The sequence below is a fragment of the Paenibacillus oryzisoli genome (assembly GCF_050467285.1).
Taxonomy (GTDB): Bacteria; Bacillota; Bacilli; order Paenibacillales; family NBRC-103111; genus Paenibacillus_E; species Paenibacillus_E oryzisoli_A.
The window spans coordinates 47,191-61,692 of the sequence record NZ_JBCMUN010000031.1 but is presented as its reverse complement, the minus strand read 5'-3'; the positions used below and the strand labels follow the sequence as shown (position 1 = coordinate 61,692).

Genomic DNA, 14,502 nt, shown 5'->3' with positions numbered 1-14,502 from the left:
AAGCGGATATTCCATCCGCTTTGTTTGCTGTACGCTTTTTTCTTGCTTGCGCATAAAAACAAACGGCACAGGGCTTTTTCCCATGCCGTTTCAGATTCCATTTTTAATCCCAGTCTTGTCTTCAAGCGTAACTTAATGACATTGCACGGCACTGGGTCCTTTTTTTCTCTATCCTGAGCGACTTATAAGCCAAAATGCACTTTATACACAAGCTGCGCTGCAATATCGGATGAGCGCAGCACGGTGCCTTGATCCGATGTTTCTAAGCGGGTATATGCCTCTCCGCGCAAAGGGATCGCCAAAAATTGATGCTCATTCATATACATTTGAATGTACGCCTCATCATCGGTAACAAGCACTTTTTCAAGCGTCATCGTTTTGGGGGCGGCAACAGGATCCAGCCCTGCCTGATCTTCGATATGCACCTCAATCTGTGAACCTAACCATTTCGATAGTTTCTCTTTCCAATTCATCGTGCTCACCTCGTTTTTAAGCGGCAGCAGCCCGCGTCTACTTTCGGAATGACTTGCACCTGATAGCCCTGAAGATAATCCCAGATATCCTGGGTAGGATCCGTACCTGTCTCCTCGATATAGCGAAGAAGTTCACCTTCACTTTCCCAAGTCCCCATGCCTTTGACTTCGGCGACGGCAATTTCGAGGCCATCTTCTACCTTATGGTCAATGTACCAGGTCCCTTTGCCGGCGAACATGCCGTGTAATTGCCGATCGATCATGGCAGGGAGGGAAATCTGTGCATCATCGCGGATAAAACACAGATCTAACGTGAACTCACATGGCATGGTTCATCTCCCCCTCTTGAAAGCCTCTTTGTTTCGTTATATCGCTAAACATGCCCGCATAGTAAATGATATCCCCGGCTTCATTTTTCACGGCGCTGATGGTGAGCCATTCCAGATAAATCGTGCCGTTCTTTTTACGATTCCAGATTTCGCCTTGCCAGAAACCTTGCCCGCGAATCTTTTCCCACATGTCATGATAGAAGTCGCGGTCCTGTTTCCCCGACTTTAACAAACTGGGGGTCTTGCCGATAATTTCATGAGCTTCATACCCCGTCAACTGTGTGAATGCTGCATTCACGGACCGAATATTGCCTTGGATGTCGGTCACCATGATGCCTTCGACCGTATTTTCAATAATTTTAGAGGATAACCCTAATTTCTCCTGATAGAACATCCACACGATTAATATTAAGCTGGCTAAAGCAACCTCGGATAACGCCATGAAACCAATCGCATAATGACCTGTCAGTTTGAAGAGGAAGGTCAGCATTAACGGAGGGAAAAATCCGCCTAACCCGCCCATGGCCGAGATCACACCATTCGCAATACCGGCTTGTTTGGTAAAATACATGGGCACCAGCTTAAAGATCGTTCCATTTCCCGTTCCCGCACAAAATGCGATGGTCAAACAACCCACGGTGTACCAGGTCATCGATGGCGCAAAGGATAACAACACGCCGGCGACAGCTAATCCCGCAAAGACGAACATGAGAATTTTAAAAGGATTGAATTTGTCCCCCAAGTATCCTCCGATCGGACGCATAGCCGTCGCAAGCACGATAAATCCTGCTGTACGCATGCCGGCATCGACTTTGGACAGGTGAAAGCTGCTAACCATGAAATTGGGCAGGTACACAGTAAAGGCAACGAACGAGCCGAAGGTAAGGAAATAGAATAAGCACAAGAACCACAGCTTCGAATTGCCGGATACGCCTTTGATCTGCTCGACAAGCGAGGTTTGCACTTTAGGCTCTTTGCGGTCTCCGATGAAAAAGTTGAAAGCCGCCATGACGACCAGTAGGATGCTATAAAGCAGGACGGTGCGGGACCATCCGATGTGGTTCGCCACGACGGGCGCGCCGAATGTGGACAGGGCTGTCCCCAGATTGCCGATGCCATAAATCCCATTGACGAAGCCATGCCGTTCTTTCGGATAATATTTCGGCAAAGAGGTAACGCCTACAGAGAATACCGCTCCCCCGATCCCCAGGAAGAAGCCGCCTATAATCAGATCGCCAAAGGAATTCGCCTGGCTGACCCAATATACCGGTGCGAGCAGCAGAATAAAGCTGATGGCAAAAAGCTTTCTCGCCCCATACCGATTCGTCCAATAGCCCACCGGCACCCGCATCACAGAACCGAACAAGACGGGAATAGCCGTTACCCAGGTTAGTTGGGAAGGTGTCAATTTGATCGTTTCTTTGATGAACGGCATGAGTGAGGATAGGATAACCCACACCATGAAGCCTAGCACAAGACTGACGGTTTGCAGCGGCAGCTGTATTTTTTTAATCGTATTCATTGGACATCACGTTCCCGTCTATAGATCCACACGGCGAGTGGAAATAATATCGCATTGCAGCAGGCATAAAGGAGCACCGAACGATAGTGTTCGAAATAGTACGCATTCACGGCTTTTTGTGTGCACACGATGTTCATGAACAACACCACACAGAGTAAAATAACGCCTACGTAGCTACGTTTCATAGCGCTTCACTCCCGTCGCGTAAATGGCGCCTTGATTCTTTTCCAGGAGAATCTCCGGCAGCGGTCTTTGGGGTGGACCTGCGGTCGGTATCCCTGTTCTGGCATCGAAGATGCCGTGATGGCATGGGCATACCATCTCATCCTTCTCCTTGCTCCAAAACACGGGACATTTCAAGTGTGTGCACGCATTCTGATAGGCTTTATACTCGTTCTCTCCAAGACGGATCAGCAGCGCCGAATCATGCTTTCCGGGATAAGCGAACTCGACCGCGTCTCCGACTTTCAGCGCGTTGATATCCGTAATTTTCAGCTGCGGATAGGCCTTTTTCTTCAGCCCTGTCAGCTCTTTAGCCGCGAGTGTTCCCCAAGGCAGCGTGGATACGGCGAAGACGCCTGCCGCGCCGACCAGCGTTTTCATAAACCCCCGGCGGTCCAGCTTTCTTTCATTATTTTTTCTTATATTATGGGTATAGTTGTCTTCATTAAAAGGGCTATGGTTGTTATCCCGCTTGTTATCCTGTTCCATACAAGCTCACCTCGTTACAAGTAGATTAAAACAGTTTTTGTGTCCCCTGCAGAATGCCGGGAAGGCTGATTTTAACATTCGTCTCGCCTTCGAGAGGTTCGAATGGCTGATGGCTTGCCGTCCATTTGCCCAGCTTATTCTGCGCTTTCTTGGCGGCCAATTCTTCCTCCGTCACCCATTGCAAGGTATTGGTTGGACAGACGGAAGCGCACATCGGCGGAATTCCCTCTTTGGTACGGTCATAGCAGAGGTCGCATTTATACATCAGATTCTGCTCTTCATCAAACTTGGGGATGCCGTACGGGCAGGCGATGGTGCAGTTCTGACAACCGATGCATTTCTCCACCAGCGCCGAAAGCACCGCTCCTTCTTCTGTGATCTGAATGGCCTGCGCCGGACAGCTTCTGGCACAAGCCGGATTCACACAGTGCAGACACATTAACGGGATCGTTTGCCGGGTCACCAGCGGGTTCACGTCATAGACGTAATTACGATTCCTCTCATCATGGCCCCCGCATTGCGTACAGGCAGCCAGGCAGCTCCGGCAGCCGATGCAGTTGTCCATTTCGATGTACAAGTGTTGTTTCATCGGGTGTTCATCCTCTCCGGCTGCTTCTCGATCTGAGCTGCGCAAACTTTGAATTCTGGCATTCTGGACATCGGATCCAGTGCGGGTATCGTGAGCAGATTAATGGATTGCTCATGCCCAAAATGATAAGGGACAAATACGGTATCCTTGCGGATGGCTTCAATGATTTTTACTTTATAGAGCGCTTCGCCCCGGCGTGTAAACAATCGGACCACTTCTTCATGCTGGATGTTGTACTTCGCAGCCGTGTCGGGATGCACCTCGACATAGGGCTCAGGGCACATATCCCGCAGGAACGGAATTCGTCTGGTTTGATTCCCGGACAAATAATGATAGACGACACGCCCGGTCGTAAGGCGAAGCGGATACTGCTCGCAGGGCTCTTCGGCCGGCGGTCTGTAAGGGAGTGCGCAAAGCTTGGCTTTGCCGTCCGGATGATAGAACTTATGATCCAGGAACATATGCGGCGTCCCAGGGTCCTCTTCATTGCGGCATGGCCAGAATACGCCATTTTGCTTCTCGATTTTCTCCCAGGTTGCGCCGTAGTAATCGGCATAGCCGCCTTTGGAAGCAAACCGGAATTCTTCGGCTACATCCTTGGCCGTCCTCAGGTGGCTGAAGTATTGCCCCCTGCCGAGTCGTTCAGCCAATTCCGTTTGAATCTGCCAGTCCGGCTTGGATTCACCGATCGGCTCCTGTGCTTTATTGATTTTAATGATGCGGCCTTCCAGATTCGTCACCGTTCCCTCGTCTTCCGACCACGTTACGGAAGGAAGCACCACATCGGCGAATTCCGCCGATTCGGACAGATAAATATCCGCGCATACCATAAAATCGAGCTTCTTGAGCGCCGCACGAACAAAGTTCTGATTCGGCGCGGACACGGCCGGGTTCGAGCACAACAGATACAGACCGCGAATCGTCTGCTGATCCATCAGCTCGAACATTTCATAGGCGGATACCCCGGGCTGAGGCATTTCTTCGGGGGTGATTCCCCACACCTTGCAGATCTCTTCGACATGCTTCGGATTGGTCAGCTTGCGGTAGCCGGGCAGCAAGTCGGACTTCTGCCCATGCTCCCTGCCGCCTTGGCCGTTTCCTTGCCCGGTAAAGGTCGCCACGCCCGCTTTCGGACGGCCGATTTTACCGGTGACTAAGCACATATTCGTGTAGGCAGATACGTTATCGGCCCCTTTGTGCTGCTGCTCGATCCCGCGAGCAAACATCACGATCGCGTTCGGCGCTTTGCCATAGATCTCCGCAGCGCGGAGTAACTTCTCCGGCGCGACTCCCGTGATTTCACTTGTATATTCAACTGTGAATTCTTTCACAATCTCTTTCATTTCATCAAAGCCATTCGTGTGATCGGCGATAAAGGCTGCATCCACGTGACCGCCCTGGATCAACAGATTCACCATGCAGTTCGCCAGCGCCAGATCGGTACCTGGACGCAAATCAAGATGAACGTCCGCACGGCGTGCGATCGGCGTTTCCCGAGGGTCCGCTACGATCAGATAGCCGCCGCGGTTCTGCACTTCCCATACCCGGAACATCGAGGTCGGGTGACATTCCGCTGTGTTGCTGCCTGCAATGAACAGGCAATCCGTTTCATGGAGATCCGTCCAAGGCAGCGTAGAGCCTCTGTCGACCCCGAAGCTGCGAAGAAAGCCTGCGGCCGCGCTCGACATACAGAATCGGCCATTATAATCGATGTACCGCGTTTGCAGAGCGACCCGCGCAAATTTGCCTGTCAGGTAGCACTTCTCATTGGTCATGGAAACGCCGCTGAATACGGAAAGCGCATCTTTGCCATACGTCTTTTGCATAGCTTGAAATTTCTTCACGATCAACGCATAAGCTTCGTCCCAGCTTGCTTCCCGGAACCCTTCTTTCGTGCCTTTGAGCGAGGCATCGTCACGGATCAGAGGACGCAGCAGCCGATCAGCGTGGTTCGTTTGTTGATACGCTGTTACACCCTTCGGGCACATTTTGCCTAAAGTGACAGGCCAATCATATCGCGGTTCTACACCGATAATTGTATTGGTTGATTTATCTACGCGAAGATTCATACCGCACTGCATGCCGCAGTAAGAACAATGTGTCGGCACCAACGTTTCGTTCGGATGCTGTTTATTGGCAATCGTCTTGAAGAACTTATCCTTTTGCATGCTGGTTGGCCTCCTTCACGCGAATCTGATGAGTGGGTATGCCCGTGAAACGGGACATTCGGTATTTCCGACGGCACGGGAGGCAAAGCTCAGCCAAGTGAAAGCCCTCTTCCGTTTTGAACTCGATCTCGTTCACCTTCAGAACCGCGATAACGTCATTGGATTGCTCAACCGATACAAAGCCGTTTCCGCAAACCTTGCAGCTTTTGGTCGCTTGTTCGGCGTAGTGCTCCCGATAATTGCGGGCAAACACGCTCATCGGACGGAACGGGATATGCGCCAGCTTGCCGAAAGGGATATAGATCAACGTCACGATCACAGACCATTGGTGAACTAAGGTAACGATTGGGTGACCGTAGCCGTGAAGAACCATATTGCAGAAGGTGAGCATCAGCCCTGTCAAGCTTACGAACAGCAGCATATAGAGCGGGAGGAAATCATAGATTAACGTTTGTTCCGCACGTGCCTGCATGTTTTTAATTCTGCGGTACAACGCCATACACACGCCGCCGATGACCATGAAGGCTGTGATATTCAAAGCGTTGTAGAAAAGAAAGCCCAGCAAGCCATCCGCTTTAATCCGCATAATGTCAATACCGAAGCCGACGACCGTATAGAATCCGTTCTCCTCCATCGTGAAGTACATCCAGCCGAATACGAGCGGGAACGTGACGAAGGCTGACAAGATGCAGCCCCAACCGAGAAGAACGTGCTGTGTCCATCGGTACCAGCCGCGGTTCCAAATGAAACGGTACGTAACCAGATGCTCGGCCGTCGTCTTTGGCGTGCTTTTTCGGAACAGCAGCTTGATGCCTTTCTTCAGGATGATCTTTGTCGGCGGGCGCTCCCCCCAAGCAATAAAGCGATAAAAGAAACCGCACACGAATACGACAGTGCCTACCATATATCCGTATAGAGCCATGTCGATATGTGTAAACATTCTTGAGCCGATTCCCATAAGAATAACCAAACCGCAAACGGTAAGAAAAACACATTTAGCGAACTTTGATGCGAATGCTCGATCCATGTTTATCATTGTCCCTTCCTCTTCAATCTCTTGATTGTATTAAACCATGAGTCGACTGCTGCGCTCTGTGAGAAAAATCACTGTGAACCATTTTCGCATCGGAAACCTGCACGATTCGTTTCTCTTACCGAGTGAACACACGGGCGATTAGGCTCATATACAGCAGCGAACATACCGAAAGCAAGCAGCCCCCGATCCCGACTAGCGGGATGCCGTTCATGGCAAGCCCGGCAAGGATCAGCAGAAGGCCGCCGCACATGCCCGCCATTCCGTACTTCACGTACCGGTCGTTAATCAGATCATTCATAACGGGAACCTTCCTCGTCCCTGCCAGCGGCCCGTACTTGTGCGTCCACCACAGGAAAGGGACAATCTTCGACAGGTAGCCAAGTATGGTCAAAGCCACCCAACCGTATAAATACAGCCACCCTGTCAGGCTTAGAAACCTCGCGTTACCGAAGAGATCCGGGTTAACGAGCCATCTGACAACAAGGAATCCGGCAAATACAAGGAGCCCCCTGGTACAGTAAACGGTCCACAGAATTCCGGAACCAGGTGATCCTTTATGACGATGTTGACGGATATCTCTGATGTGAATCTCATATAAAATAAGCGCAGCCAGTATGAGCACCAAGGTAATCCCCATGAGATAGGCAGGGCCATTCATTAAAAAATGAAGCGCTCCGAGCAGCGTCGCCGCGTTCCAAAGGAGGACAATGATTCGCGGCCGTTTCGTTGATTCTCCATGGGATAAATAAAACATCGGCAGCATTTTGTAGCTGAAACCCGTAATGAGCAATCCGAACCATCCGACCGTTCCCATCCATATATGGGCTGCAAGCAAGCGATCGTGAATACCGCCCCAGATCGGATGCACGAAGTCAACTCCCATCATCATCCCTAGTACTCCTGTCGCAACCAGATACCCTGCCGCACAAGCCGCACTTATCGTAATCGCATTCCATTTTGCGGTAAGACGCATCGTCTGGCCGATATTCCAAGCGAACAGGCAAATGCCTGTCCAGGCTGTGACAGCCCCCGCGGCGATCCAACTGACTTCCAAACAGAGAAAGCCAATCAGCAGAACAGTAGAACCCCCAAGGAAGCAGGCATAATGCACGTAACCCAGCTTACGGCTGTAAAGCTTACGCTGCAGGACAACATCCATCAGCTGATAAACAGCTCCCATTGCGATCATTGTCCCCCAATCCAGCACCAGCAAATGGATGCGGAACCACCCCTCCGGATTTCGAGGCGGCTGCCCAATCCATGTTCCCAGTGAAAACAGGGATAAGACATGAAATCCTACAAAACTGAGAATCCCCGTCGCGATGAACAGCAATGGAAGCTTGAACATGGTGAATGTCCCCCTTAAAAAAAACAGTATCAGCTCGCTAGCTACACGCGATTAAAAAGGATGTTGTTCTCCAGATGGATGTGCTGGAACATATCTGCCTCGAGCTCTTCCAGCTTCAGATACGTCAGACGAAACGTTGTGCAGGCGTCCTCCGGCAATTCGTAATCGTGGGTGATCTCCCGAATTTGCTTAAGCAGATCACCTGAGCCTTCATGCTCTTGCTCCAACAGGTCCAGCGTCTCCAGCAATCGCTCTCGATTCGATGCTGTCGGATCCTTCTCGTAAGCAAGTACAGCCGGGAAAGCTTCCGACTCTTCTTTTTCCATATGATGCTCCATGTCGGTTCGCAGCGTTTCAAACCATTGATAGACCTGAAAGAGATCAGGATGGTTAAGTCCATGCACGCGAGCAATTTTTTTCACATATTCGCTTAATTGCGGCAGCGCGCTTCTTAAATAATCATGGTGGTTGCCGACAATGTAATCGATCAACTCCGCTGATCGTAACTCGGTCCAATTGATCTCTTCGGCTGTCGGTGCTTCGGCTGCCGCTCGAAGGTCGTTCAGCAGATCTTCCTCCTTGATGTCGCGGCTGCTGATAGCTTGGAGGAGCGATTGGTTGCCGCCGCAGCAAAAGTCAATCCGGAATGCCTTGAATACCTCCGCCGTTTTGGGATAGTTGGTCACAATATCTCCCACGCGATCTGTTCCATGTATGTTAACTCCCATATAAAACCCTCCCAATCACTATTTTCTACCTTGACTATACCCGAGTACGGCAAACGTGAATGTGATAGGCGTCACAACAGTTGTTTACGTTCTGTGAACAAAAAAATGGCAGCCACTCTGCGAAATACATCGCGTGAGTGACCGCCATTTGCGCGTACATGTGCCTCAGGAATCCTAACCGCCAATGTGAGACATTTCTACTTTTTGCACAGGTCTCGTCTGTGTAAGTCTTGTTTCCGAATAACGATCCTCCCGCTTGCCCCACACCTCGGCAATGAACGATCTTAACTCGTTATCGCTGGCTCCTGCTCTCATGACACTTAACAGATCTGTCTTGTTCGAGGCGAACAAACAGGTATACAGATGCCCTTCCGCAGAAAGCCTCGCTCTTGTACAGCTTCCGCAGAACGCTTGGGTCACAGAGGAAATCAACCCGATCTCATCCTTCGAACCTTGATAACGGTAACGCGTCGCCACCTCGCCAAAATAATTCGCTTCCGCCGGCTCCAGCGGCATCTCTTGATGAATCATGTCGACAATCTGCTTGCTGGGGACGACATGCTTCATGTTCCAGCCATTGCTGTTGCCGACATCCATAAATTCGACGAATCTTAAAATATGTCCGCGCTCCCGAAAATATCGCGCCATCGGCACAATGTCCTGATCGTTGACTCCCTTTTGGACGACCATATTCACCTTCACGGACAAACCTGCCTCGGCTGCGGCATCAATGCCTTCAAGCACACCCTTTACCGGGAAGCCTCTCCCATTCATCGCGCCAAACCGCTCATCGTTCAAGCTGTCCAGGCTGACGGTGATGCGCGCTAGTCCGGCGTCTTTCAAGGCTTGCGCCTTCTGTTTCAGCAGCGACCCATTGGTCGTCATCGCGATATCTCTAACCCCTTCAATATCGCCGAGCCGCGAAATGATTTCGTCAATATTTTTCCTGAGCAGCGGTTCGCCGCCAGTAATTCGCACCTTCTCAACGCCAAGCGATACGAAAATCCGTGTTAATCTTTCCAATTCAGGCAGGCTCAGCAGCTTTTCCTTCGGAAGGAAGCGAAAATCAGGGCCAAACACCTCTTCGGGCATGCAATACCGACATCTGAAATTGCAGCGATCGGTAACGGATATGCGCAAGTCCCGGAGCGGTCTGCCCAGAGCGTCTGAGACTGGCAGCGCGTGCTTATCACGATTTTCCATCATTCATCCTCCCTTCCGAACAAGGTTATTTCATAAGGCAGCGGAATAATCTCAACCTGCCGGCCGGCGGAAACGCCTCCAGAACCGGACGGAATTAGCATGAGGCAATTCGCATGTTGAATCGAAACCAGCATGCTTGAGCTGTTCTTTTTCAGCGCACTTACGCGCAATTGCTGATTCGCATAGCTCGTAACGCCTCTTACATACCGATCGTGCGGACATCCCTTATCAAAATCATCCGTCAGGATCGCTTGCATTTTAGGATGAAGCGGCTCTGCGATCCCTTGCATGGCGAGCAGCGCCGGACGTACAAACAGTTCAAACCCGACAAAGCAAGCTCCCGGGTTTCCGGACAACCCGAACAAAAGCTTCGTATGCACGGTCGCAGCTGAAGTCGGGCTTCCCGGCCGCATCGCAACTTTATTGAAAAGCAGCTCCATGCCTTTACCGTGCATCGTTGTAAAATATTCAGCCATGACGTCATAATCCCCGACGGAGACTCCTCCGCTCACTAGAAGCATATCACATTCTTCTAACGCTTTTCGAATCATCCCGTTAACTTCATGGATGTCATCGGAAACAGTCCCATACTGGATCGCCATCCCACCGTATTGTTGGATTTGCGCTGCCAGCATGAGAGCATTGCTGTTGCGAATTTTCCCTGGTGTCAGCGGCTCCCCCGGGGGAATCAGCTCGCTGCCGGTTGTTAATACGCCTACTTTCGGGCGGCGGACAACCCGGACTTTCTCATAGCCCAACGAAGCGAGCAGCGCGATTTGGCCGGGACCGATCCGGGTTCCAGCTCCCATCAGCCATTGCCCCGTCGCGATTTCATCCCCTATATTGGCAATGTTTTGTCCACATGCGACCTTATGTTTAATCAGGATACAACCCTGTCCATCCGCCTGAAGCTCTTCTGTCTGCTCGAACATGACAACCGCATTCGCTCCCTCAGGAACGGCTGATCCCGTCATGACGCGAATCGCTGTGCCCGGAACGACCTGTTTGCTTGAAACGCTGCCAGCCGGCACCTCGTCAATGACCTTGAGGCGCGCAGGTATTTGCGGCGTCGCCAATGCTGCATCTTCGCTCGCGACGGCATATCCATCCAATCCCGATCGGCGAAAATGCGGCATGTTCTCTTTGGAGATCACCGATTCGGAGAGTCTTCTATTTAAACTTGCCTCAAGCGGCACATGCTCGAATGCCAACCGCGTTACACGCTGCATGATCAAGCTCAGTGCCTGATCGACCTTGACTGCTCTTCGGGCAAATCTCCGGCTACTGTTGATCATCCCGAACATCCTTTCCGCATCCTCTAGTAGTTGAATCATATCTGTTTAAGCTTGAAACGGATGTGACATTTATCACAATTGATGATGACCTTACAAGCTGAACCTGACTTGAAATGGGCTAAAAAAAACTGAGGTATACAATGGCTCAACACCATGTATACCTCTTTTCTCGCTGCTATCCCTCGCAAGTTACTGGAATCTTACCTCATACTCGCAACGATCGTCGCCATTCACATTGCACTTAACCTCCTTAGCCAGTACGCGCTTACCTGTTATTTTACTCAATGCGCCTTCCATAATGGCGCCCTCCAAATCACAAACGTGCTTGCCCACCATAACCGGTAATCCTTCGCAAAAACAATCATCTACCGCTATGCGCATGATTCGTTCATCCTGCTGAACGATGGAAGGAATTCCGATCTTTAGCTCCTCGAATAATCGCAGCAATTCTTCAATGGAACTAACCGGAAGACTCTCGCCTATTTTTCTCCCGATGGTGAGCGTGGTGCCTTTTCCTCCCAACGGCAGGCTTTGATACATACCGATTAGGCGGATCGTTCGAAAAAGCTCTAGCGGAACCTGATTGCCAAGCTTTTCTCTGTTCATTTTCTTCATGTCGTTAAATGTAAATTGATCTTGGCCCATCCTCTAGCACACTCCCTCGTCGAATGTAAATTCTTACATCACCGTACACCTTCTAGTAGGCAAAATGATCATACCACTCCACGTTTTACCGAGGTGTGAGGGATATCACAGTTTTCCGAAACGCGGTTCGTACACGCACGACCGCCTTCCAAAGAATTCATGCCAGATGTGACCGGGCTCACAAAGATCATCTGCAGCTTCCCCTATAATCAATGGCGTAAGCAACTTATATTACATTTCCAGGAGGAATGAACCCATGCGTACATTTGCCGCTACCATTCATGCAACGGAGTATCCGCCCCACTTGAAACATAAGGTTATCTTCGAAACGTTCAACAACCTAAAGCCTAACGAAGCGATGCTCCTCGTGAACGATCACGATCCTGTGCCGCTTCGGTTCCAGTTCGACTCGATGCATGCAGGGAAGTTCACCTGGGACTATATCGAGCAAGGCCCTCTTACTTTCCAAGTCAAGATCGGAAAATTGTGAAATGAAACTAAAAGGGGTGGTCCGGCTTCCGCCAGATCACCCTCGTATGATGCTACCAACAGTTTTCAAGACTAAGATAAGCCAACTACAGTTTCAGCCACTTCATGGTAATTAACGTAATCGCCCTTCCAGTAATGTGACCTTAAACACACTTCCTAATTCGGAACTCGCCTCCAGTTCAACCGTCCCCTGGAAAAAGGCAAGCAAATGACGCACAATCGACAGACCCAGGCCAGCCCCGCCATTCCGACGTGCCCGTGACGAGTCGACTCGATAAAACCGCTCAAAAATCAGCTCACTGGACGAAGGAGATATTCCCTTCCCTGTGTCCGAAACCCGAACCACAACCCGTCCATCTTCATGCACAACCTGCAGCGTAACGTTCCCATTGGGCCGATTATACCGGATGGCGTTGTCCAGCAGGTTTCGAAAGACCAGAAATAAGAAGCTTTCCTCCCCCTTAACCAAAGCCGTGCAGGGCTCCACCAGATGAAGCGTCACTCCGTATTCGACTGCCATCGGTTCCATAAATGAAGTTGCGTCCGCGAGAATGTTGGCAAGCTCCACAACATTGTGCTCACCATGCGTCCGATCGTACGTCCCGTCAGCCAGCAGCAGCAAATCCTCTGTCAATGACTCTAGCCGCGAAAGCGTCCGCTCCGTTGTCGCCCTGTAGTCTCCCCATTCGCTTGGATCAATACCATCGTCGCTGTCCCCGGCCACTTCCAGATTCGTGCGCAGGATGGAAAGCGGTGTTCGTAATTCATGTGCAGCCGCAGAAACAAAACGGGCCTGCTGTTGAAAAGCGTGTTCCAACCCATCCAGCATCGTATTAAATGTGATCCCGAGCTTCTTCAACTCATCATGAAGCTCGTCAATCTCCAGTCTTTTGTGGAGGGTAGTTGCCGTTATTCCCGCAGCTGTTTCACTCATCCGTTTCACAGGCTTAAGTATAATCACTGCGAGCCACTGCGCGCTGAGAATCATGCCCACCAAAACGACAAGCAAGCTTATGATTCGCCCCTGCGCCTCTGGCACAATCCTGATAACTGAGAAGAAAGCTTCTAAAGCCGTATAGAGAATAAGCAATATCGCCAAAAAAAGAATTTCAAGCAGCGTTAATCTTGCTCGCAGTGAAAGACGATTCCATGGTCTCATGTCGTTTCCTCTTTCTTTCCAGCCATGCTCAGCGCCAATCTATACCCATGGCCTTGAACGGTCTGAATATACCTTTCTCCTGCCTCTGGATCATGGCTCGCGAGCTTTCTTCGCAAGGAATTGATGTGAACCCGGACCGTTGAGGTAAGAGGATCCGCATGGATATCCCAGACGTGCTCAAGGAGCCGTTCAGATGAAATGACCTCGCCGGGATGCAGCATCAGATATTCGAGCAAACCGAATTCTTTTCTCGTCAATGGAATAAGAACATTCTCGAACCAGACTTCCTTCGTTTTCGAATCAAGAGTAAGCTGCTCGAACTGCAGAACGGAGCTTTTCACGGACGAACTCCGGCGAAGGAGCGCCCGGATGCGGGCAAGCAATTCATTGAAAACAAAGGGTTTACGGAGGTAGTCATCTGCACCTGAATCAAGCCCTTCTTCCACCTCATCCGGATGGCTGCGCGCTGTCAGCATGAGGATAAACACATCGCTATGGTGCGATGACCGGCGAATTCGTTGACAAAGTGAAATGCCATCCAGTTCCGGAAGATTGATGTCGAGAAGAATCACATCATACTCATTGGTATCCGCCAACTCCCACCCGATTAGCCCATCCACTGCGATGTCCACTGCATAACCTTCCCGCTTCAAACCCTTGGCCAATGCACGTGAAAGGTCCTCCTCATCTTCAACAATAAGGATTCGCATATCATCACTCCTTCCTTCCATGGCAATAGAATATCACACATTTTTCCGCGAAACGAGGCAAATCCGTCTTTCAGAGCTTTACTTAACAAGGATTTAA

At 50.6% G+C, this 14,502-nt stretch carries 16 protein-coding genes; 1 reads left to right on the top strand and 15 read right to left on the bottom strand.

Features of this window, described 5'->3' with window-relative positions:
• Positions 1-182: 182 nt before the first annotated feature.
• From ABE504_RS31770 to ABE504_RS31710, 13 genes are all read right to left on the bottom strand, one after another.
• Complete coding sequence (locus ABE504_RS31770; protein ID WP_430096605.1) at positions 183-473, bottom strand: hypothetical protein; 291 nt, start codon at positions 471-473, stop codon at positions 183-185.
• Between the two features lie 5 nt (positions 474-478).
• Positions 479-802 (bottom strand): hypothetical protein, encoded by a 324-nt coding sequence (locus ABE504_RS31765; protein WP_430096603.1) that lies wholly within the window; start codon positions 800-802, stop codon positions 479-481.
• Entirely contained in the window at positions 792-2,324 is a 1,533-nt protein-coding gene (locus ABE504_RS31760; protein ID WP_430096601.1) for an MFS transporter, read from the bottom strand. Before ABE504_RS31760 ends, ABE504_RS31765 begins: the two co-directional genes overlap by 11 nt.
• A complete protein-coding gene (locus ABE504_RS31755) occupies positions 2,321-2,509 on the bottom strand; it encodes a hypothetical protein (RefSeq protein ID WP_430096599.1) in 189 nt (62 codons plus the stop codon). Before ABE504_RS31755 ends, ABE504_RS31760 begins: the two co-directional genes overlap by 4 nt.
• Positions 2,499-3,035 carry a Rieske 2Fe-2S domain-containing protein gene (locus ABE504_RS31750; RefSeq protein WP_430096597.1) on the bottom strand — a complete coding sequence of 179 codons (537 nt, stop codon included), beginning with the start codon at positions 3,033-3,035 and terminating at the stop codon, positions 2,499-2,501. The genes ABE504_RS31755 and ABE504_RS31750 overlap by 11 nt, the downstream gene beginning before the upstream one ends.
• A 25-nt stretch (positions 3,036-3,060) precedes the next feature.
• The gene (locus ABE504_RS31745) at positions 3,061-3,624 is read right to left on the bottom strand and encodes a 4Fe-4S dicluster domain-containing protein (protein ID WP_430096595.1); all 564 of its coding nucleotides are present in this window, start codon (positions 3,622-3,624) and stop codon (positions 3,061-3,063) included.
• Entirely contained in the window at positions 3,621-5,792 is a 2,172-nt protein-coding gene (locus tag ABE504_RS31740) for a molybdopterin oxidoreductase family protein (RefSeq protein ID WP_430096593.1), read from the bottom strand. Before ABE504_RS31740 ends, ABE504_RS31745 begins: the two co-directional genes overlap by 4 nt.
• Positions 5,779-6,819 carry a hypothetical protein gene (locus tag ABE504_RS31735; protein ID WP_430096609.1) on the bottom strand — a complete coding sequence of 347 codons (1,041 nt, stop codon included), beginning with the start codon at positions 6,817-6,819 and terminating at the stop codon, positions 5,779-5,781. Before ABE504_RS31735 ends, ABE504_RS31740 begins: the two co-directional genes overlap by 14 nt.
• 124 nt (positions 6,820-6,943) lie before the next feature.
• Positions 6,944-8,176, bottom strand: coding sequence for a hypothetical protein (locus tag ABE504_RS31730; RefSeq protein WP_430096591.1), 1,233 nt, complete (start codon positions 8,174-8,176; stop codon positions 6,944-6,946).
• 41 nt (positions 8,177-8,217) lie between these two features.
• Positions 8,218-8,904, bottom strand: a complete 687-nt coding sequence (ric, locus tag ABE504_RS31725; RefSeq protein WP_430096590.1) for an iron-sulfur cluster repair di-iron protein — start codon at positions 8,902-8,904, stop codon at positions 8,218-8,220.
• 174 nt (positions 8,905-9,078) lie between these two features.
• Positions 9,079-10,107: a GTP 3',8-cyclase MoaA gene (moaA, locus tag ABE504_RS31720; RefSeq protein WP_430096588.1), complete on the bottom strand. Its 1,029-nt coding sequence runs from the start codon at positions 10,105-10,107 to the stop codon at positions 9,079-9,081.
• Complete coding sequence (locus ABE504_RS31715; RefSeq protein ID WP_430096586.1) at positions 10,107-11,402, bottom strand: molybdopterin molybdotransferase MoeA; 1,296 nt, start codon at positions 11,400-11,402, stop codon at positions 10,107-10,109. Before ABE504_RS31715 ends, moaA begins: the two co-directional genes overlap by 1 nt.
• Positions 11,403-11,591: 189 nt before the next feature.
• On the bottom strand, positions 11,592-12,047 hold the full coding sequence (locus ABE504_RS31710) for a V4R domain-containing protein (protein WP_430096584.1): 456 nt from the start codon (positions 12,045-12,047) through the stop codon (positions 11,592-11,594).
• Positions 12,048-12,303: 256 nt separating this feature from the next.
• Here ABE504_RS31710 and ABE504_RS31705 point away from each other — a divergent pair, with 256 nt between their 5' ends.
• Entirely contained in the window at positions 12,304-12,537 is a 234-nt protein-coding gene (locus tag ABE504_RS31705; protein ID WP_430096582.1) for a DUF2249 domain-containing protein, read from the top strand.
• 111 nt (positions 12,538-12,648) lie between these two features.
• Here the strand turns inward: ABE504_RS31705 and ABE504_RS31700 are convergent, their stop codons facing one another.
• Positions 12,649-13,695, bottom strand: coding sequence for a sensor histidine kinase (locus ABE504_RS31700; protein ID WP_430096581.1), 1,047 nt, complete (start codon positions 13,693-13,695; stop codon positions 12,649-12,651).
• Positions 13,692-14,405, bottom strand: coding sequence for a response regulator transcription factor (locus ABE504_RS31695; RefSeq protein ID WP_430096579.1), 714 nt, complete (start codon positions 14,403-14,405; stop codon positions 13,692-13,694). The genes ABE504_RS31700 and ABE504_RS31695 overlap by 4 nt, the downstream gene beginning before the upstream one ends.
• Positions 14,406-14,502: the final 97 nt, after the last annotated feature.